At 73.7% G+C, this 19,793-nt stretch carries 21 protein-coding genes; 16 read left to right on the top strand and 5 right to left on the bottom strand.

Translation table 11 applies throughout. The features are described from left to right. Window positions 1-48 precede the first annotated feature (48 nt). Window positions 49-915: a mycothiol synthase gene (gene mshD / locus ACU436_RS21035; RefSeq protein ID WP_459027766.1), complete on the bottom strand. Its 867-nt coding sequence runs from the start codon at window positions 913-915 to the stop codon at window positions 49-51. A gap of 239 nt (window positions 916-1,154) precedes the next feature. Beyond that, the gene (locus ACU436_RS21030; protein WP_459027764.1) at window positions 1,155-1,946 is read right to left on the bottom strand and encodes a winged helix-turn-helix transcriptional regulator; all 792 of its coding nucleotides are present in this window, start codon (window positions 1,944-1,946) and stop codon (window positions 1,155-1,157) included. Window positions 1,947-2,091: 145 nt separating this feature from the next. Here ACU436_RS21030 and ACU436_RS21025 point away from each other — a divergent pair, with 145 nt between their 5' ends. The 7 genes from ACU436_RS21025 to ACU436_RS20995 all read left to right on the top strand — a co-directional run bounded on the left by ACU436_RS21025 (window position 2,092) and on the right by ACU436_RS20995 (window position 6,124). Beyond that, entirely contained in the window at window positions 2,092-2,952 is an 861-nt protein-coding gene (locus ACU436_RS21025) for an alpha/beta hydrolase family protein (RefSeq protein WP_459027762.1), read from the top strand. Continuing rightward, window positions 2,949-3,746, top strand: coding sequence for an LmeA family phospholipid-binding protein (locus tag ACU436_RS21020; RefSeq protein WP_459027760.1), 798 nt, complete (start codon window positions 2,949-2,951; stop codon window positions 3,744-3,746). Before ACU436_RS21025 ends, ACU436_RS21020 begins: the two co-directional genes overlap by 4 nt. A 54-nt stretch (window positions 3,747-3,800) precedes the next feature. Continuing rightward, complete coding sequence (locus ACU436_RS21015) at window positions 3,801-3,875, top strand: putative leader peptide (RefSeq protein WP_379588785.1); 75 nt, start codon at window positions 3,801-3,803, stop codon at window positions 3,873-3,875. 139 nt (window positions 3,876-4,014) lie between these two features. Continuing rightward, window positions 4,015-4,866, top strand: a complete 852-nt coding sequence (locus ACU436_RS21010; RefSeq protein WP_459027758.1) for a sulfurtransferase — start codon at window positions 4,015-4,017, stop codon at window positions 4,864-4,866. After that, on the top strand, window positions 4,866-5,165 hold the full coding sequence (locus ACU436_RS21005) for a DUF1416 domain-containing protein (RefSeq protein ID WP_459027756.1): 300 nt from the start codon (window positions 4,866-4,868) through the stop codon (window positions 5,163-5,165). Before ACU436_RS21010 ends, ACU436_RS21005 begins: the two co-directional genes overlap by 1 nt. A gap of 210 nt (window positions 5,166-5,375) precedes the next feature. Then, window positions 5,376-5,507 carry a hypothetical protein gene (locus ACU436_RS21000; RefSeq protein WP_459027754.1) on the top strand — a complete coding sequence of 44 codons (132 nt, stop codon included), beginning with the start codon at window positions 5,376-5,378 and terminating at the stop codon, window positions 5,505-5,507. After that, window positions 5,504-6,124, top strand: coding sequence for a heme-binding beta-barrel domain-containing protein (locus tag ACU436_RS20995; RefSeq protein WP_459027752.1), 621 nt, complete (start codon window positions 5,504-5,506; stop codon window positions 6,122-6,124). The genes ACU436_RS21000 and ACU436_RS20995 overlap by 4 nt, the downstream gene beginning before the upstream one ends. 1 nt (window position 6,125) lies before the next feature. On the opposite strand, the gene ACU436_RS20990 is transcribed toward ACU436_RS20995, so the two are convergent. Together ACU436_RS20990 and ACU436_RS20985 are read right to left on the bottom strand one after the other, a co-directional pair. Further along, window positions 6,126-7,421, bottom strand: a complete 1,296-nt coding sequence (locus ACU436_RS20990; protein ID WP_459027750.1) for a hypothetical protein — start codon at window positions 7,419-7,421, stop codon at window positions 6,126-6,128. A gap of 45 nt (window positions 7,422-7,466) precedes the next feature. After that, window positions 7,467-9,374, bottom strand: coding sequence for a hypothetical protein (locus ACU436_RS20985; RefSeq protein WP_459027748.1), 1,908 nt, complete (start codon window positions 9,372-9,374; stop codon window positions 7,467-7,469). 260 nt (window positions 9,375-9,634) lie between these two features. Here ACU436_RS20985 and ACU436_RS20980 point away from each other — a divergent pair, with 260 nt between their 5' ends. The 4 genes from ACU436_RS20980 (at window position 9,635) to ACU436_RS20965 (ending at window position 12,852) form a co-directional block, all read left to right on the top strand. Continuing rightward, window positions 9,635-10,018 carry a Fur family transcriptional regulator gene (locus tag ACU436_RS20980; protein WP_459028179.1) on the top strand — a complete coding sequence of 128 codons (384 nt, stop codon included), beginning with the start codon at window positions 9,635-9,637 and terminating at the stop codon, window positions 10,016-10,018. Continuing rightward, complete coding sequence (gene ygfZ / locus ACU436_RS20975) at window positions 10,015-11,079, top strand: CAF17-like 4Fe-4S cluster assembly/insertion protein YgfZ (RefSeq protein WP_459027747.1); 1,065 nt, start codon at window positions 10,015-10,017, stop codon at window positions 11,077-11,079. Before ACU436_RS20980 ends, ygfZ begins: the two co-directional genes overlap by 4 nt. A gap of 139 nt (window positions 11,080-11,218) precedes the next feature. Then, window positions 11,219-12,409, top strand: coding sequence for an MFS transporter (locus tag ACU436_RS20970; protein WP_459027745.1), 1,191 nt, complete (start codon window positions 11,219-11,221; stop codon window positions 12,407-12,409). A 239-nt stretch (window positions 12,410-12,648) separates the two neighbouring features. After that, entirely contained in the window at window positions 12,649-12,852 is a 204-nt protein-coding gene (locus tag ACU436_RS20965) for a DUF3073 domain-containing protein (protein WP_459027743.1), read from the top strand. A gap of 57 nt (window positions 12,853-12,909) precedes the next feature. Here ACU436_RS20965 and ACU436_RS20960 read toward each other — a convergent pair whose 3' ends face one another. Beyond that, window positions 12,910-13,638 carry a GntR family transcriptional regulator gene (locus ACU436_RS20960; protein ID WP_459027741.1) on the bottom strand — a complete coding sequence of 243 codons (729 nt, stop codon included), beginning with the start codon at window positions 13,636-13,638 and terminating at the stop codon, window positions 12,910-12,912. A 121-nt stretch (window positions 13,639-13,759) separates the two neighbouring features. On the opposite strand from ACU436_RS20960, the gene iolC reads away from it, so the two are divergent. The 5 genes from iolC to ACU436_RS20935 are packed head-to-tail and all read left to right on the top strand — an operon-like array spanning window position 13,760 to window position 19,793. Beyond that, window positions 13,760-14,710 carry a 5-dehydro-2-deoxygluconokinase gene (iolC, locus tag ACU436_RS20955; RefSeq protein ID WP_459027739.1) on the top strand — a complete coding sequence of 317 codons (951 nt, stop codon included), beginning with the start codon at window positions 13,760-13,762 and terminating at the stop codon, window positions 14,708-14,710. Continuing rightward, window positions 14,700-15,575, top strand: coding sequence for a Cgl0159 family (beta/alpha)8-fold protein (locus tag ACU436_RS20950; protein ID WP_459027737.1), 876 nt, complete (start codon window positions 14,700-14,702; stop codon window positions 15,573-15,575). The genes iolC and ACU436_RS20950 overlap by 11 nt, the downstream gene beginning before the upstream one ends. After that, complete coding sequence (gene iolB, locus ACU436_RS20945) at window positions 15,572-16,441, top strand: 5-deoxy-glucuronate isomerase (protein WP_459027734.1); 870 nt, start codon at window positions 15,572-15,574, stop codon at window positions 16,439-16,441. The genes ACU436_RS20950 and iolB overlap by 4 nt, the downstream gene beginning before the upstream one ends. After that, on the top strand, window positions 16,438-18,300 hold the full coding sequence (iolD, locus tag ACU436_RS20940) for a 3D-(3,5/4)-trihydroxycyclohexane-1,2-dione acylhydrolase (decyclizing) (RefSeq protein WP_459027732.1): 1,863 nt from the start codon (window positions 16,438-16,440) through the stop codon (window positions 18,298-18,300). The genes iolB and iolD overlap by 4 nt, the downstream gene beginning before the upstream one ends. Beyond that, a complete protein-coding gene (locus tag ACU436_RS20935) occupies window positions 18,297-19,793 on the top strand; it encodes a CoA-acylating methylmalonate-semialdehyde dehydrogenase (protein ID WP_459027730.1) in 1,497 nt (498 codons plus the stop codon). The genes iolD and ACU436_RS20935 overlap by 4 nt, the downstream gene beginning before the upstream one ends.

Genomic DNA, 19,793 nt, shown 5'->3' with positions numbered 1-19,793 from the left:
ACGTGATCAGCTCGATCGTCGCCGTGGTTGCCGCCGGGTGAACAGATCTCAGCGGCGGTACGAAACATCGGCCTGCCATCGGGTGAACCCCAGGCTGCCGTAGAGCCGCACCGCGGGCGCGTTGTCCGCCTCGACGTAGAGCAGGACGCGGGACTGCCCGCGGAGGCGCAGGTGGCGCAGGCCGGCGAGGGTGAGCGCGACGCCCAGCCGCATGCCGCGCGCCGACGGGTCGACACCCAGCACGTACACCTCGCCGATCGGGTCGGGGCCGGCGTGCACCTTGGTCCAGTGGAACCCGAGCAACCGTCCCGACTCGTCCACCGCCAGCAGGAACCCGGCCGGGTCGAACCACGGCTCGGCCTCCCGCAACCGCAGCTGGGCGCGGTCCCAGCCCCCTTGCTCCGGGTGCCAGTCGAACGCCGCGTTGTTGACGCGCAGGAACTCGTCGTCGTCCTGTCCCGGCACGAAGGCCCGCACCCGCACGCCCGCAGGCAGTTCCGGCTCCGCGATCGGGGCGAGCAGGCTGCGCCGCATCTGCCAGAGCTCCCGCACCGGGGTGAAGCCGAGGCGGGCGGCGAGGGCCACCGCACCCGGGTGCTGGCCGTGGGCCCAGACGCGGAGCTCGCCTCCCGCACGGGCCAGCACCTCCTCGACGATCCGCCTCCCGACGCCGGCCCGGCGGTGGTCGGGGTGCACCACGAGCTCGGCGACACCGTCGGAGTCGAGCTGGGCCACCCCGCGCAACGCACCGCCGTCGAGGGCGAGCAGGTGCGCCGCATCGGCGTCGGTGAGGTGCATCAGCACGTGCTCACCCAGGGGCGCCGTGCCGTCGACGTCCGCGGCCGCCGCAGCCAGCGCCTCGACCTCCGCGGCCTGCGCCTCGTCCAACCCCGCCCGCCACGACAGCTCGATCACCCGCACGACGCTACCCGGGAGAGGCCGAGGAGTGTGCTGAGCGGCCCGGTGGGCGCGCGGGGCCACCGGAGGCGGCCTCTTCGTGATCAGGTGTGGCTGGGCGCCCTCGGGTGGGCGCTGCGGCGAATCTCGGACCGATCATGACGAGTTGATCGTTGCGAGAGCGGCGGTCGAGCCGGGTCACCGATCCAGCGGCAACCCCATCTGCGGCTCGTGACGCGCAGTAGGTTCGGGGTTCCTCAGCGCGCTCCCAGGGGACGGCCCACGACGTCGGGTGCCGGGTGCGGGGCCCGGTCACCTTCCTCGTCGTCGCCGGGCGCCCCGTCGTCGTCGAGGAGCCCGACCGGCGCCGACCCGAGCGCGTTGCGGGTGGGCCGGACGAACTTGTAGCCCACGTTCCGCACGGTGCCGATCATCTGCTCGTGCTCGGGGCCGAGTTTCGCGCGAAGCCGTCGGACGTGGACGTCGACGGTGCGCGTGCCACCGAAGAAGTCGTAGCCCCACACCTCCTGCAGCAGCTGGGCGCGCGTGAACACCCGGCCCGCGTGCTGCGCGAGGTACTTGAGCAGCTCGAACTCCTTGTAGGTGAGCTCGAGGAGCCGGCCGCGCAGCCGGGCGGCGTAGGTGGCCTCGTCGATGACGAGCTCGCCGAGCACGAGCGCACCGCCGTCCCGGCCCGCGTCGGCGCCGGGCCGCGCCCTCAGCAGCCGCAGCCGCGCGTCCACCTCGGCCGGTCCCGTGGTGGGCAGGAGGATCTCGTCCACCACCCACTCACCGGACACGGCCACCAGCCCACCCTCGGTGAGCACGGCGACGACGGGCACGTCCGTGCCGGTGCTGCCGAGCAGGCGGCACAGGCTGCGGGCGGCGACCAGGTCGGTGCGCGCGTCGACGACGACGGCGTCGTGGGGGCCTGCGTCGAGCAGCGCCGCGACCTCGGGCGCCGCCGTCCGAACCCCGTGTGGGAGCAACGTGAGAGCAGGCAGAACCGAACCGGGGTCGGGGTCGGCCGTCAGCAGCAGGAGTTCCACGTGGTGTGCCTCCTCTCCCACCGGGAGCCGGGCCGCCCGCTGCGGCCGCCGCCTCCTGAAGATCACGGCGGGCAGCGATGACGCACCGATGTCACCCGCGTGACCCGGCGGGAACACCACACGCGGATCGATGCAGGATAACCGGGTGGGGGTCGATCACACGAGCTGCGCGGCGCAGGTCACGCCGGTGCCGGTCACCGCGACCACGGCCGACGGGGTTGCGCTCGCGGGCGTGCACCTCCCCCGGGAGGCATCGGCGGGCGGCACCGCGCTCGTCGTCGCGCACGCGTTCACCCACCACGTCCGGCACCCGATCACCCGCAGACTGCTCGCGGTGCTCGCCACCGAGGCACCCGTCGTCGCCTTCGACATGCGCGGTCACGGCCGCTCGGGAGGCCGCAACACCGTCGGCGACCGCGAGCTGCTCGACCTCGACGCCGCCGTGGCCGCCGCGCGCGCCCTCGGCCACGAACGGGTGGCCACGATCGGGTTCTCCCTCGGCGCCGCGGTGGCCCTGCGCCAGGCGGTGGGCGGGGCCGACCGACCGGACGCCGTGGTCGCCGTGAGCTCACCCGCCCGCTGGTACTCGCGGGAGACCGCGGCCATGCGCCGCGTGCACTGGCTGCTCGAACAGCCGCACGGCCGGCTCGCCGCACGGGCGCTCGGGGTGCGCCTCGACGGTGGGTGGGAGGTCGTCCCGCCGTCACCGGTCGAGGTCGTCGCCGACATCGAGGTGCCGCTGCTGGTCGTCCACATCACGGGTGACCGCTACTTCTCCGTGGCGCACGCCCGCGCGCTCGCCGCCGCGTCCCGCGGGCGGGCCGAGCTGTGGGAGGAACCCGGCGACGGGCACGGCGAGAGCGGCACGGACGCGGACCTCGCCCGTAGGATCGCCCGATGGGCGCTCTCTGCGTGCGCCCCAGATGACGGGCGGGAACGGGCTCGCTCTACCGTCGAAGCCTTCACCCCGGCAGAGTGCCGGGCCGCAAGGTCGGAGGTCGGATGAGGCGCCTGGTCATCGCGCTGCTCGTCCTGGTCGGGCTGTTCATCGCCGTGGACTACGGAGCGGCCGCGCTCGCCGAGTCCGCGGTGTCGCGTCAGATGCGTGAGCAGATCGGGCTCGTCGACGATCCCTCGGTGCGGATCAACGGCTTCCCGTTCCTCGTCCAGGCGATCTCCGGCGAGTACTCCAGCGTGGACGTCGAGGCCACCCACATCCGCCTGGGCCAGCTGCAGGAGCTGAGCGTCCGCGCGCAGCTGCACGACGTCGACGCGCCGCTGCCGATGTTGCTCGGGTCGGGTCCGAAGTCGCTGGCCGTGAAGGCGGTCGAGGGCACCGTCCAGATCCCCGCCTCCGACGTGCAGCGGCTCGTCCCCGGCATCGAGAAGCTCCGCATCGAGAACGTCGACGAGTACGCGCTGGAGCAGGTCGTCGTCGACGAGGGCGCCGACAAGTCGCTCCGCACGATCGACCCGGAGAACGCGGTCCGCCTCGTCGGCACCGCCACGGTGCTCGGCGAGGAGTCCGAGGTTTCGGTGATCGCCGTGCTCGAGCTCGTGGACGGGCAGGCCCAGATCATCCCGCGCGACATCCGGCTCGGCGGCAGCGACGCCGACCCCCTCCCCGTGGCGGTGCAGCGCACGCTGCAGCAGCAGTTCACGCTGCGGATCGACCCCGGCTCGCTCCCGCTCGCGGCCACGCCGACGAAGCTGCGCGCCGTCGGCGGCACGCTCGAGATCAGCGGGTACGCCGACGACCTCACCCTCGGCGACACCGCGGTCTCCGCCACCGGGTCGTGACCTGCTCCTCATCGACAGTGCCGGGATGCCCCAACCTCGGCTACCCTCACCAGCGTGTTCTGGCCGCTGACCCGTCGCCGCGCAGTTGACCTGTGCCGCGTCGGCAGCTGCCTGTGTCACGTCTCCTGAGCCCTTCGCGTCCTTCCACGCACCCCCCTCAGGAGCATCTCGCCATGTCCGCACCACCGCACCCGTCTGCCGTGCCCCGGGCCGGCAGCGCGCCCGTGCACGCCCTTCACCGCACCGCCGATATACAGGGAGCAAATGCATGAGCCGCCAGGACGTCCTGGTCACTGCCGACTGGGCCGAGAAGAACCTCGGTAGCGACGGGATCGTGTTCCTCGAGGTCGACGAGGACACCACCGCATACGACGGCGGCCACCTCACCGGAGCCGTCAAGATCAACTGGACGACCGAGCTGCAGGACGCGGTTCGCCGCGACATCGTCGACAAGGACCAGTTCGCGCAGCTGCTGTCCCTGAAGGGCGTCGGCAACGACGACACCGTCGTGCTCTACGGCGGCAACAACAACTGGTTCGCGGCCTACGCCTACTGGCAGTTCAAGCTGTACGGGCACGCCGACGTCAAGCTGCTCGACGGTGGCCGCAAGAAGTGGGAGCTCGACGGCCGCACCCTCACCACGGACGTCGCGGAGCGGCCCGCCACCACCTACACCGCGAAGGACCCGGACCTCTCGATCCGCGCCTTCCGCGACGAGGTCGTCGACGCGATCGGCGAGAAGAACCTCGTCGACGTCCGCTCGCCCGACGAGTTCTCCGGCAAGATCCTCGCACCCGCCCACCTGCCGCAGGAGCAGTCGCAGCGGCCCGGCCACGTGCCCTCCGCGATCAACATCCCGTGGAGCAAGGCGGCCAACGAGGACGGCACGTTCAAGTCGGACGAGGACCTCACGAAGCTCTACGCCGAAGAGGGCTACGACGCCGGCAAGGCCACCATCGCCTACTGCCGCATCGGCGAGCGCAGCTCCCACACCTGGGTCGTGCTGCACGAGCTGCTCGGGCACGGCGACGTCAAGAACTACGACGGCAGCTGGACCGAGTACGGCTCGCTGATCGGCGTGCCGATCGAGCTGGGTGCGCCCGCGAAGCAGGCCTCCTGATGTGCGGAGCGCCGGACCAGGCGGTCGCGCTCCCGCCCGGCACCGACCTGACCAAGGAGACCGTCCTCACCGGCCGCGTCGTGGCCGGCGATCAGCCGGTCGGCGGCGCCTTCGTGCGGCTGCTGGACGGCACGGGTGAGTTCACTGCCGAGGTGGTGGCGTCCGAGGCCGGGCAGTTCCGGTTCTTCGCCGCACCGGGCACGTGGACGGTCCGCGCGCTGTCCCGCGTCGGCAACGGCCAGGCCGAGCTGAAGGCCGACGGCCCGGGCGTCCACCGGGCGGAGATCGCGGTCGTCTAACCCCTTCCCGATTGCAGCCCAAACGCACTTCCGGGGAGCCACCGCCGCAGCGAAGCACGGCGAGGGCTCCCCGGGGACGGCACAGCCACTTTCACGCCACCACGTTGCGTGCCATGCATGTCCAGTGGCTGAACGCCGTCGCGTAGCAGGCGGACAGCCACTGGTGGCACGAGAGCGGCTTTGCTGCAACGGGGCACTAGGCTGCGCCCGGTGCAGTGGTTGTTCACCGGCGTGCTCCTCGCCGTCTGCGGCGGCATCACCCTATTCACCGGCTACCTGCTTCGCAGGCTGTTCACGACGGCCCCGGCGGAGCCCGACGTGCTCGCGGAGTCGAAGCCGTGACCGGCGACGAGCTGCCGGGCACCGTCGCCGGCCCGGCGAACGCCGCCTCCGACTCCCCGCAGCGCAACCGTCCGCGGTTCGACGACCTGCCCGTCCCGGACGACACCGCGAACCTGCGGGAGGGCCCCGACCTGCACGAGCTGTGCATCGGGCTGCTCCCGCTCGTCGGCGTGTGGCGGGGTACCGGTGAAGTCGTCTACCCGACGATCGACGGCCCCTACAGCTACGGGCAGCAGATCGTCTTCGCCCACGACGGCCGCCCGTTCCTCTCCTACGAGACCAGGGCGTGGCTGCTCGGCCCGGACGGCGAGGTGCTGCGGCCCGCGGCGCGCGAGACCGGCTTCTGGCGGCCGCAGCCCGACGGCGAGCTCGAGGTGCTGATCACCCACGCCACCGGGATCACCGAGATCTTCTACGGCCGGGCCCGCAACCTGACCTCGTGGGAGATCAAGACGGACGCGGTGGTGCGCACGGCGTCCGCCAAGGAGGTCGTGGGCTCCCACCGCCTGTACGGCCTCGTGGACGGCGGCGATCTGGCCTACGTGGACGAGCGGGCGATGATGGGCCAGCCCTTGCAGCCGCACCTCTCGGCGCGCCTCAACCGCATAGCGGGCTGAGTCAAGCCTCCTGCCCGGCGTGCGCCAGCAGCTCCTCGATCTCGGGCTGCGGCAGCCTCGCCAGCCGGGACAGCTGCTCGGGGCGCAGTCCCGCGGACGCGAGGCGGTGGAGCACGTCGCGCAGCGCCGCGCGCCCCGTGCGCACGGCGTCCGAGAGGCGGTCCAGCTCGCGGAGGCAGCTCTCCAGCTCGACGGTGGCGCCGACCGCCCGTTCCGGGTCGTCGAGCAGCACCGCGAGCAGGCGGTCCCGGGCGTCCGGGGACGGGCCGTCGCCGTCGGGGCGCGGGGCGGGCACCAACGCCGCCTCGGGCTCCGGCTGCTCCGCAGGCTCCGGCACGTGAGGTGGGGTCCACCCGGCGGTCGGGGTGGCCGGCCCGTCGCCGTCCGGAGCCGGTTCGGGCGACGGCTGCCAGCTCTCGGGCGGGCGGCCGTTGCCTTCGGGGCCGGGTGCTGCGGCGTCGGCGGGCCGATCGCCGTTCGTCCCCTGTGCGGTGGTGGCGGCTGCCCACACGTCCCCGACCGCTTCGGGGGCGGCCACGACCTCCGGCGTCTCGGCGGGGCCGGCACTCGGCACTGCGGTCAGGCCGCGACCGTCGGGGTCCGTCGTCGCGGCCGGGTCGACGCCGTCCAGCGCGGGATCCGCCTCGACGGGAGCGCCCGTCTCGACCCGCTCCTCGGCCACCGGCGGCTCCGGGATGCTCTCCTGCACGACCGGGACAGCGCCGTCGGGCGGCGGTGGGTTCACCGGCCGCTGGGCGGTGGACCCACGACTCGCGGCGGCCCGCACGGCGAATGCCTGCGCCACCGCCTCCGCGACGGTCTTCCCGGACCCGGCCTGGTAGTGGCGCTGTGGCTGCGGCACCGGCGAGAGCCCTGCAGGGGGCGTCCGGGCCGGCGGCACCTCCGCGGCGGGCTCACGGGGCGGATCCACGTGCGCGGAGACCTCCATCGGCCGCGGGGTCGCGGCGGCCGCCACGGGGCCGGCCAGCGGCTGCGGCTGCGGAATGGGCGGCGCGGCGGGGCCGGGCATGGTCTCGGCGGCAGGCACCGGGGCCACCGGGCCCACGTGCGGGGCCGCGTTCAGCGGTGCAGCGACCGGTGCACCGACAGGGGCGGCGCCGAACGGACCGGGGTGCGGTGCCGGCTGCTGCGGCATGCGCATGTCCGGGGGGACCCGGGTGGGGCCGCTCGCCGACTTACGCCTGCGCGCGATCTCCACCACGAGGATCGACGCGCCGACGAGAACTGCGCCCACGCCCAGCATGACCAGCGCGGACGCCGACAGGGGCAGCTGCATGGTTGCGAACCGTACGCCCTTTCAGCTCACGGTGCGCAATAACGATCACCCGGAGCGTGACGCCGATGCGGACCGGTCGGAGCGCTCGGCGCCGTTTCCGGTTTGCCCGGAACCCTCCTGCCCGGACTCGCCGGAAGCACCCTGCCCGTCCCGGCGAGGCTCGGGTCGAGCACCTTCCGGACGCGGGCCGGACGCAGGCCGGGGCGGGTTGCCCGTGGTCGACGGGCCGGAACCGGCGCCGCCCGCGGGCTTGTCGTTCGGGCGCGGCGGCGACACCTGCGAGGGCGGGATGGTCGGGACGAGCGCCGTGCGCTCCCCGACCGGGCGCGCGGGAGGCCGCTGTTCCCCGCCGCCACGCTTCGCCTGATCGGATGACCCCTGGAACAGGTCGCCACCCTCCTGCGGGCTCGCCCGTCGCTGGTCGGTGCCGGGCCGCGGCGTGGAGGAGGAACCCTGGCCGGACGGGCGCCCACCCGATGCCGGTTGCGCGCCTCCGCCCTGCTGACCGGGACCGTTGCCGCCCGGAGCGTTGCCGCGGGCCGCCGCCGGCTGCGCCCCACCGGGCCGCTGGGCGGGGCTGTTGGCCCCGCCCGACGGGTTCGCACCCTGGTTCGAGCCGGGCGCGGTCGTCCGGGGAGCCGACGGCGAGGCGGCGCCCGAGCCCCGGGGGGTCGAGCGCTGGCCGGCCTGCTGCCCGGGCGCGTTCGCCCCCTGGCTGGGGTTCTGGTTCTGCCCGCTCGGCCGCTGGGCCGGGGAGCTTGCGGGCGAGGCCCCGCTCCCGGCCGGACGGGATGCGCCGGGGGCGCTCGTGTTCTGCGCCGGGCGACTCTGCGCGCCCGACCCGGGCTGTTGCCACGACCCGCCCGCGGACGGCGCGGTGGAGGGTCGGGACCCGCCCTGGGACTTCCCGACGGGCGTGGATCCGCTCCCGGCCGCCGGCGGCTGGGCCGGAGCCGGCCCCGCGGGCGGCACCTGCGGTGCGGCGCGGGTGAGACCGTCGGCGGGAACCGGACGACTCGCGCCGGCGTCGGGCTTGGCCGCGGTGTTCGGCTTGGCGCCGGTGTTCGGCTTGGCGGCGGCGTTCCCGGCGTCGGCCGCCGGACGTGCGGGCGCCTGGCCCGGTGCGTCGGCCGACGGGCGCGGCCGCGGCGTGGGGCTGGCGGGCGGCCGCGCGCCGGACGGCGCCTGCGCGGGCCGCTGCGAGGACGGCTGCGGAGGCTGCGGCGCAGAACCACCCGATCGAGTGCCCGTCGACGGCTGTGCCGCCGGGGGTTGGGGCGCGGGGCCCGCCGTCCGGTTGCCCGCGGAAGGCTGGGACGGCTGCTGTGCGGGCTTCTGCTGGGACGACTGCTGCTGCGCAGGCTGTTGCTGGGACGACGGCTGGGGCTTTCCCGGGCTCGGCGGCTTCGCCGCGCTCGGGGAGGGCGAGGCACCCTGGCGCGCGGAGGCGCTGTCGCCCTTCGCGAGGTCGAGGCGCCCGGTGGGAGCCGCGAGCATGCCTTCGAGCTGCCCACGCATGCGCGTGAGCTCCTTCAGGAGGGCGTCGCGCTGCCGCACGAGGTCGGCGAGCTGCGCGCGGACCTTCTCCTCCTCGGCACGTGCGGTCGCACGGGCCTTGTTGCGGATCTCGGCGGCTTCCTCCTCCGCGGCCTGCAGGATGCTCTGCATGCGGTCGGTGAAGCTGCCGACGACGTCGGGGCCGTCGCCGCCCCGCTGCGGCGGCTGGCCGGGGTGCGGCGGCCGCTGCGGCGGCCGGGGGCCGCCCGCGGCGGGCATGCCTCCGGGCGGGGACACCAGGGGAAGGGGGTGGCTGCGCGCCATCTCGAGGTCGGCCCGCATCCGGGACACCACGCGCTGGAGGCGGGCGACGTGCTCATCGACCTGCTTGCGGTCGTATCCCCGGAGGACGACGTCGAAATTGGGGGCGCCGAGCGCGCCCGCATCACTCGTCATCCGTGGTCCCTCCCGAGCGTCATAGCCCTTCCACCCGCCGAGGGTAGGTAGGTCCAGGCTCCCAAACCTGGTCGTTCACCCTGACGGAGCATACCGACGGCACCCGATCCTCGGGTATCGGCGAGCGCAACCCCTGCTTCGTCCACCCCGCCACACCGGGCGCCCGAGCGCCTACCATCGACTCGGTGGACACCACGTCGGGATCCGTGGAGAGCGGGCCGACCGCGCTCCGGCACACCCTGCATCAACGCGGCCTGCGGATGACTCCGCAGCGGCAGCTCGTGCTCGACGCCGTGCGCGATCTCGGGCACGCCACCCCCGAGCAGATCTGCTCGCAGGTGCAACAGGCGGCGCCGGCCGTCAACATCACCACGGTGTACCGCACGCTCGACCTGCTGGAGCGCATCGGGATCGTGCGCCACACCCATCTGGGGCACGGCGCGCCGACCTACTCGGAGCAACAGCACCAGCACGTCCACCTCGTCTGCCACTCGTGCGGCACGGTCACCGAGTCGCCCACCGACCTGATGGACGGCCTCGCGGAGCGGTTGCTCGCCGAGTCCGACTTCGCGCTCGACCCGTCCCACGTCGCGCTGTCCGGCCGGTGCCGCGACTGCCGCGACTCCGAGGAGGCCCAGCCGTGACGGAGCTGCCCGGGGCCGACACCGACCAGGACGTCGCCGTCCACCGGGGCGACCCGCTCGCCGAGCAGCGGGCGATGAGCCGGGCTGCCGCCGTCGTCGACCGCAGTCACCGCGGCGTCATCGCCGTCACCGGGCCGGAGCGGCTGAACTGGCTGCACCTGCTGCTCACCCAGCACGTCAGCGAGCTGCCACCCGACACCGGCACCGAGGCACTGGTGCTGGACATCAACGGGAGGGTGCTGCACCACATGGTGGTCGCGCACACCGCCGGCACGGTGTTCCTCGACACCGAGCCCGGCGACGTGCCGGAACTCCTGGACTACCTCCGGAAGATGGTGTTCTGGGCGAAGGTGGAGCCCCGCGACGCCACGGCGGAGCTCGCGGTGCTCTCCGTCGTCGGGCCGGACACACCGGAGGTCCTCACCGCGGTCGGCGTCCCGGTCCCGGAGCGCCCGCACGGTGTGCTCGCCCTGCCCGACGGCGGCGTCGTCCGGCGCATGGACTGGCCCGGGGCCGACGCCGCCGACCTGCTCGTGCCCCGCGATGCGCAGGCCGCATGGTGGGAGCGGCTCGCGGCTGCGGGCGCCCGCGCGGCGGGCACCGTCGCGTTCGAGGCGTTGCGGGTCGAGGCGCTGCGGCCCCGCCTGCACGTCGACACGGACGACCGCACGATCCCCCACGAGGTGGGCTGGGTCGGCTCGGCCGTGCACCTCACCAAGGGCTGTTACCGGGGCCAGGAGACGGTCGCCCGCGTGGCCAACCTGGGGCGGCCGCCGCGGCGCCTCGTGCTGCTGCACCTCGATGCGGGCGACGAGACGCTGCCGGTTCCGGGTGACCCGGTGCTGCGCGACGGCCGCGCCGTCGGCCGCGTCGGCACCGTGGTGCTGCACCACGAGCTGGGCCCGGTGGCCCTGGCCCTGGTCAAGCGCAACGTCCCGGTGGACGCGCAGCTGACGGCGGGCGCGGACACCCCGGCGGCGATCGACCCGGAGAGCGCCCCACCGGAAGCGGACGCCCCTCCCCCCGGCCGAGCCGCCCAACTGCGCGGCGGCATCCGCTAACCGCCACTTCGCACACCCAGCGGTGACTTCGCACAAGGCCCGCCTTGTGCGGAGTCAGTGCATGCTGCGCGGAGTCGCGCGCTTCTCAACATGTGGGAGATCGGTCCCGTATTTCGGTACGCAGACCTATCGTCGGGCCATGGGTTCAGGTCCTCGGTACCGGTGGGTCGTGCTCCTCGTCGGCACGGCGGCCCAGGCCGCCACGGCCTACTTCCTCGGGCTCGCAGCCGTCACACCCGCGCTGCGCGAGCACTACGGGCTGGGCATCGCCGGCGTCGGCGTGCTCATCGGGCTCGCCTCCGCGGGTCTGATCCCGACGCTCATGGCGTGGGGCAGCGCCGCCGACCGGTTCGGGGAGCGCTGGGTGATGGCGTCCGGGCTGCTCGGGGCGGCCGTCGCGCTCGGCGTCCTCGCGCTCGTCGACCACCCGGTGGCCGCGGGCGCCCTGCTCGTCGTGGCCGGGGCCTGTGGCGCGAGCGTCAACGCCGCCAGCGGGCGCGCCGTGCTCACCTGGTTCCCGGCGACGGGCCGGGGCACGGCGATGGCGATCCGGCAGACCGCGGTGCCCGTGGGTGCGGCGATCGCGGCGGTGGCCCTGCCGCCGATCGCGGACGCCGGCGGGGTGCCCGCGGTCTTCGCGGCGCTGGCCGTCACCTGCCTGGCCGCGGCGGCGGCCGTCGCCGCTTTCATCCGCGAACCGCCGGGCCGGCCCGTCCGGTCGGGACAACAGACGGCCCGGGCGCGCGACGTCCTGGCCGACCGGCGGCTGCAGCGGCTGAGCCTGGCCGGGCTGCTGCTCGTGGTGCCGCAGTTCCTGGGCTCGGTGTTCCTGGTGGAGCTGCTGCACGGCGGGGCCGGACTCACCCTGCCGGTCGCCGGGGCGCTGCTCGGCCTCACCCAGGTGCTGGGCGCCGCCGGGCGGCTGGCGAACGGCGCGTGGTCGGACCGCGTGCGCAGCAGGCTCGGCCCGCTGCGGATCGTCGCCGTCGCCGTGGCGGCGGGCTTCGCGCTGGCCGCCGTCCTGCGGCCCGGCCCGGGCGCACTGCTCGCCGCCGCCCTCGTGCCGGCCGTGGCGCTCGCGATCAGCTGGAACGGGCTGGTGTTCACCGCGGCGGGCGAGCTCGCCCCGAACGGGCGCGCCGCCACCGCCATGGCCATGTCGAACACCGCCAACTACGCCTCCGGCGCCCTCACGCCCGCCCTCGGCGGGCTGGTGGCCGACCTCGCGGGCTGGTCGGCGATGCTCGTGATGGGCGCGGTCGCCGCGCTCGGTGCCGTCGTCGCATTGCGCCACCTGGTGGAACCCACGGCGGAGCCGCTGCGCCGGTGATGTCGGAGCCCCCCACCCGAACGTGTGATGGATCCGCAGGTGGATGCGCGCGACCCTGGGGTGCCGACCCGGTGGCGCCAGCCCAGCGGGTGACCTCACACGCGTCCGACGTCACATCGCCGGTGCCACGTCGCACTCCTGCCGGTTCGCAAGGTACGGTGAACACCACGAGATTGTTGAGATGAATGGGGCCGCCGAGACATCCGGCCGCCCCTTCCCTGTTGTAAGGGGGACCAGCCATGGGGCGCGGACGAGCCAAGGCCAAGCAGACCAAGGTGGCTCGAGAGCTCAAGTACAGCTCCCCCACCATGGACCTCGACGCGCTGCAGCGCGAGATCGGGAGCGCGGAAACCCGCAACGGTGAGGCGGAGGACGACTACGCCGACCCTTACGCTCCCGTCGAGGTCGACGAGGACGAGGCCCCGCAGCGGCGTTACCGCTGAGCTGGGGGTTACCTGCAGCCCGGTGGGGGGCGGCGCAGGTGGGCCGACTCACCCGGGTCAGCTGGAGAGTGTGAGCGCGAAGGAGTACCGGCTCGCGCGGTAGATGTGCGAGCCGTACTCCACCGCACGGCCGCCGGCATCCCATGCCGTGCGCGTCATCGTCAGCACCGGGGCACTTCGCGTGTCGTCGAGCAGCCGGGCTTCGGCCGCCGTTGCCGCGCGGGCACCCACGAGCTGGTCGGCCATCCGGGGCACGTAGCCCGCGGCGCGCAGGAGCTCGTAGAGTCCGCGCGCCTCGAGGTCGTCGCGGCGGAGCGGGAGCACGTCCACCGGCACCGCGTTGTGCATCAGTGCGAGCGGTTCGCCCGCCGCGAACCGGATGCGCTCGAACCAGGTCACCTCGGTGCCCTCGGGAACACCGAGGGCCTCGGCGACGTGGTCGGGCGCCGGGCGGACGTCGAGGTGCCGGATCCGCGTGCTGGGCCGCTTGCCCGACCTGGCCAGGTCGTCGTACAGGCTGGAGAGCTCCACCGGCCTGCGCACCTTCGGGTGCACGATCTGGGTGCCGATGCCGCGCTTGCGCACGAGCACGCCGCGCTCCACGAGGTACTGGATCGCGCGGCGCACCGTCGGCCGCGACACGCCGAGCCGCTCGGCGAGCTCCACCTCGTTCTCGAGGCGGCCGCCGACGGGTAGCCGCCCGGCCTCGATGAGCTGTTCGAGCCGGCCGGCCACCTGGAAGTAGAGCGGCACCGGGCTGGTGCGGTCGAGCGCCGAGACCTCCACACCCATCTCCTACGACGTTGCGCACTATGTCCTGACAAACTGTTGACAGGTATGGCGCGTCAGAGTACATCTGAGCCGCGTGTCCGGGGTCCCTTCCGGCACGGACGCGAAGGGGAGGCGGATGGCGCTCGAGGTGCTCACCATGGGCCGCATCGGCGTGGACGTGTACCCGCTGCAGACCGGGGTGTCACTGCGCGAGGTGCAGACGTTCGGCAAGTACCTCGGGGGCAGCGCGACGAACGTGGCCGTCGCCGCGGCGCGCCACGGCCGGCGCAGCGCGGTGATCAGCCGCACCGGCCAGGACCCGTTCGGCGAGTTCATCCACGACGCGCTGCGCGGCTTCGGCGTGGACGACCGGTACGTCACCCCGGTCCCGCACCTGCCGACGCCGGTGACCTTCTGCGAGATCTTCCCGCCCGACGACTTCCCGCTGTACTTCTACCGCTTCCCCAAGGCCCCCGACCTGGAGATCCACCCCGGCGAGCTCGACATGGCCGCCGTCCGCGACGCGGGCATCTTCTGGGTCACCGGCACCGGGCTGTCGCAGGAGCCGAGCCGCGAGGCCACGCTCGCCGCCCTGCGGGCGCGGGACAAGGCCGGGTTGACGGTGTTCGACCTCGACTACCGCCCGATGTTCTGGCCCTCTCGCGAGGAGGCCCGCCGCTGGTACCGGGAGGCGCTGCAGCACGTCACGGTGGCCGTCGGCAACCTCGACGAGTGCGAGACCGCGGTCGGGACGCGGGAGCCGTACGCCGCGGCGAAGGCGCTGCACGCGGCGGGCGTCGAGCTCGCCGTCGTGAAGCAGGGGCCGGCCGGCGTGCTCGCCTCGGACGGCACCTCCCAGGTGGTGGTGCCACCGGTGCCGGTCGAGGTGGTCAACGGGCTCGGTGCGGGCGACGCGTTCGGCGGCGCGCTCTGCCACGCCCTGCTCGCCGGCTGGGACCTGGAGCGCGCGATGCGGTTCTGCAACGCGGCGGGGGCGATCGTCGCGGGCCGGCTGGCCTGCGCGGAGGCGATGCCCACGACCGAAGAGGTCGAAGCCGTGCTCGGGGAGGCCGTCGGTGCAGGCTGATCGTCTGCAGGAGCTGGTGGAGCTGCGGGTGCGCCGTCCGGAGGCGGTTGCCGCGGCCACGCGGCGGCGACGCAAACCCGACTCGCTGCTCGGCGAGCACGGCAGGCTGATGATGATCGCCGCCGACCACCCGGCCCGCGGCGCGCTGCGGGCAGGCGACCGGCCGCTCGCCATGGCCGACCGCGGCGACCTGCTCGACCGGCTGTGCCTCGCGCTGTCCCGCCCGGGCGTCAACGGCGTGCTCGGCACCCCCGACGTGATCGAGGACCTGCTGCTGCTCGGCGCCCTCGACGGCAAGGTCGTCGTCGGCTCCATGAACCGCGGCGGGCTGGCCGGCACCGCCTTCGAGATCGACGACCGGTTCACCGCCTTCGACTCCGGGAGCCTCGACGCCGCCGGCTACGACGGCGGCAAGATGCTGGTCCGGATCGACCCGGCGGACCCCGCCACCGCGGCCACGCTCGAATCCTGCGGCCGGGCCGTGAGCGCGCTGGCCGCGCACCACCTGATGGCGATGGTCGAGCCGTTCATCTCCCATCGCGTCGACGGCCGGGTGCGCAACGAGCTGACGGCCGAGGCCATGACGCGCGCGTCGACGGTGGCGGCCGGCCTCGGCAACACGTCCGCCTACACCTGGCTCAAGGTCCCGATCGTCGAGGAGATGGAGCGGGCGATGGCCGCCACCACACTGCCGGCGCTGATCCTCGGCGGGGAGGTTGCCGAGGACCAGGACGCCGCGTTCGCGAGCTGGAGCAAGGCCCTCGCCCTGCCCACGGTGAAGGGTCTCGTCATCGGCCGGTCGCTGCTCTACCCGCCCGGCGACGACGTCGCCGCGGCCGTCGACACGGCGGTGGGGCTGCTGTGACGAACGACCACGTGGTGCGCGCAGGCAAGACGGGTGCCGGGCCGTTCTCCCTCGTCGTGACGCCCGAGACGGCCGGGTGGGCGTACAGCTCGCTGCGGGTGCTGGAGCTGCCGGTGGGGGGCAGCGCCACGTTCGCGACGGGCGAGGACGAGATGGTCGTGCTCCCGCTCTCGGGGGGATGCCGGGTGGAGTGCGACGGCGAGACGTTCGACGTCACCGGCCGCCGTAGCGTCTTCTCCCGCGTGAGCGACTTCGCCTACGTGCCGCGGGACGCCGATGTCACCGTGTCGTCCGCGGGGGGCGGACGGTTCGCCCTCCCCGCCGCCAGGGCGACCCGGCGGCTGTCCGCGCGCTACGGCCCGGCCGAGGGCGTGTCGGTGGAGCTGCGCGGTGCCGGCCAGGCCAGCCGGCAGGTGAACAACTTCTGCAACCCGCAGACCTTCGACGCGGACAAGCTCATCGCCGTCGAGGTGCTCACGCCCGGCGCCAACTGGTCGTCCTACCCGCCCCACAAGCACGACGAGGAGCGCGAGGGCGAGGCCCGGCTGGAGGAGGTCTACTACTTCGAGGTGGACCGCGACGGCCCGGCCTACCAGCGCGTCTACACCTCGGGGCCGGGCCGGGAGATCGACGTCTGCGCCGAGGTGCGCAGCGGCGACACCGTGCTCATCCCGCACGGCTGGCACGGCCCGTCGATGGCCACGCCCGGGTACGACCTCTACTACCTGAACGTCATGGCCGGTCCGAGCCCGGACCGGGCCTGGCTGATCTGCGACGACCCGGCGCACGCCTGGGTGCGCGGCACCTGGGACGACCAGGAGGTCGACCCGCGCCTCCCGCTGACGACGACGGAGGAGAAGCCGTGAGGCTGACGGTGGCCCAGGCGCTCGTGCGGTTCCTCGCGAACCAGCACAGCGAGCGCGACGGCACGGCGCATCGGCTGGTGCCGGGCTGCCTCGGCATCTTCGGGCACGGCAACGTCGCCGGGGTCGGGCAGGCGCTCCTGGAGGCCACGCGCACCGGCGTCGACCTGCCTTACCACCTCGCCCGCAACGAGCAGGGCATGGTGCACACGGCCGTCGGCTACGCGCGGATGCGCAACCGCCTCCAGGCGATGGCGTGCACGGCCTCGATCGGCCCGGGCTCGACGAACATGGTCACCGGCGCCGCGCTGGCCACCACCAACCGGATCCCGGTGCTGCTGCTCCCGTCCGACGTGTTCGCCACCCGCGTCGCGAACCCGGTGCTGCAGGAGCTGGAGGACCCGCGCACCTACGACGTCTCGGTCAACGACGTGTTCCGGCCGGTGTCCCGGTTCTTCGACCGGGTCTGGCGGCCGGAGCAGCTGCCGTCGGCGCTGCTCGGCGCGATGCGCGTGCTCACCGACCCGGCCGAGACCGGCGCCGTGACGATCGCGCTGCCGCAGGACGTGCAGGCCGAGGCGTTCGACTGGCCGGAGGAGCTGTTCGCGCCGCGGGTCTGGCACATTCCCCGCGCGGTGCCCGATCCCGCCGCGCTGGCCAGGGCCGCGGAGCTGATCCGCTCGGCGGAGCGCCCACTGGTCGTCGCAGGCGGCGGGGTGCACTACAGCGAGGCCACCGACGCGCTGCGCCGCTTCGCCGAGGCCACCGGCATCCCGGTGGGCGACACGCAGGCCGGCAAGGGCGCGCTGCTGTGGGACCATCCGCAGGCCGTGGGCGGCGTCGGATCCACCGGCGCGCCGGTGGCGAACGCGCTGGCCCGCGAGGCGGACGCCGTAATCGGTGTCGGCACCCGCTACAGCGACTTCACCACCGCGTCCCGCACCGCGTTCCAGAACCCGGACGTGCGGTTCGTGAACCTCAACGTGGCGGCGTTCGACGCGGCCAAGCACGCTGGCGAGATGCTCGTCGCCGACGCCCGGGCCGGGCTGGAGGCCCTCACCGATGCCCTCGCCGGCTACCGCTGCTCATCGACCTGGGACATCGGCGCCTGGAACCGCACGGTCGACGCGGCCTTCCACCTGGGCCACCAGCCCCTCCCGGCGCAGACCGAGGTGCTCGGCGCGCTCAACGAGGAGATCCACGCCACCGACGTCCTCGTGCAGGCCGCCGGTTCGATGCCCGGTGACCTGCAGATGCTGTGGCGCGCGCGGGACGCGAAGCAGTACCACGTGGAGTACGCGTACTCCTGCATGGGCTACGAGATCGCCGGTGCGCTGGGGATCAAGATGGCGGCCCCCGACCGCGAGGTGTTCGCCCTGGTCGGCGACGGCTCCTACCTGATGATGGCGAGCGAGATCGTCACCGCCGTGTCCGAGGGGATCAAGCTGAACCTCGTCATCGTCCAGAACCACGGGTTCGCCTCGATCGGCGCGCTGTCGGAGTCGGTGGGCTCGCAGCGATTCGGCACGGCGTACCGGTACCGCAACCCCGACACCGGCCTGCTCGACGGCGCGACGCTCCCGGTGGACCTGGCGACGAACGCCGAGAGCCTCGGCGCCGCCGTGATCCGGGTGCGGACGATCGAGGAGTTCCGCGCCGCGATCGCCCGCTCCCGCGCGTCGGAGCGCACCACCGCGATCCACATCGAGACCGACCCGCTCGCCCCCGCGCCCGACTCGGAGAACTGGTGGGACGTGCCGGTGGCCGAGGTCGCGCAGCTCGACAGCACCACCGCCGCCCGCAAGTCGTACGAGACGCACAAGGCAGAGCAGCGCCCATTGATCGGAGGCACTCCCCGATGAGGACCGTCACGCACTGGATCGGCGGCAAGCCCGCCACCGGCGAGTCCACCCGCACGGCGCCGGTCTGGAACCCGGCCACCGGGGAGCAGCAGGCCGAGGTGCTGCTCGCGAGCCCCACAGATGTCGACACGGCCGTGCAGGCGGCTGCCGCGGCGTTCCACGCCTGGTCGCAGTCGTCGCTCTCGCAGCGCACGAAGGTCCTGTTCAACTTCCGGGAGCTGGTGAACTCCCGCACCCAGGAGCTCGCCGAGGTCATCTCCGACGAGCACGGCAAGGTCGTCTCCGATGCCCGGGGCGAGGTGCAGCGCGGCCTCGAGGTGATCGAGTACGCCTGCGGGATCCCGACCCTGCTCAAGGGCGGGTACTCCGACCAGGTCTCCACCGGCATCGACCTGTTCTCGTTCCGCAGCCCGTTGGGTGTCTGCGCCGGCATCACGCCGTTCAACTTCCCCGCCATGGTGCCGATGTGGATGCACCCGGTGGCGATCGCCTGCGGCAACACGTTCGTCCTCAAGCCCAGCGAGCGCGCCCCGAGTGCGTCGCAGCTGGTGGCCGAGCTGTGGTCGGAGGCCGGGCTGCCCGACGGCGTGTTCAACGTGGTGCACGGCGACAAGGAGGCCGTCGACGCGCTGCTCGACCACCCACAGGTCGACGCCGTCTCGTTCGTCGGCTCGACCCCGATCGCGCAGTACATCCACCAGCGCGCCACCGCGAACCGCAAGCGGGTGCAGGCCCTCGGCGGCGCCAAGAACCACGCCGTCGTGTTGCCGGACGCCGAGCTCGACTACGCCGCGGACCACCTCGTCGCGGCGGCGTTCGGGTCCGCGGGCGAGCGCTGCATGGCGATCTCCGCCGCGGTGGCCGTCGGCCCCGCCGGCGAGGACCTCGTCGCCGCCGTCAGCGAGAAGGCGCGCTCGGTCAAGGTCGGTCCCGGCCGGGACCCCGACAGCGAGATGGGCCCCGTCGTCACCGCCGCGGCGAAGGACCGGATCGTCGGGCTGATCGGCCGCGGCGCCGAGCAGGGTGCCGACCTCACCGTCGACGGCCGCGGCCTCAGCGTCCCGGGCCACGAGAACGGCTTCTTCGTCGGCCCGACGGTCATCGACCGGGTGCGTTCCGAGATGGACGTCTACCAGGAGGAGATCTTCGGTCCGGTGCTCTCGGTGATGCGGGTGGACACCGTGGACGCGGCGATCGAGCTCGTCAACTCGAACCCGTACGGCAACGGCACCGCGATCTTCACCTCGTCCGGGGAGGCGGCGCGCCGGTTCCAGCGCGGCGTGCAGGTCGGCATGATCGGCATCAACGTCCCGATCCCGGTGCCGATGTCCTACTACTCCTTCGGCGGTTGGAAGGACTCGCTGTTCGGCGAGCACCACGTCCACGGCCCGGAGGGCGTGGACTTCTACACGCGCGCGAAGGTCGTCACGTCCCGGTGGCCGCACGTGGAGCACCCCATCGACGCCAGCTACCACTTCCCGACAGCAACCTGA

Source organism: Pseudonocardia wallangbongensis, assembly GCF_054486945.1.
Note: the sequence above shows the minus strand (reverse complement) of the source record. Positions and strands in the feature narration are given on the sequence as shown.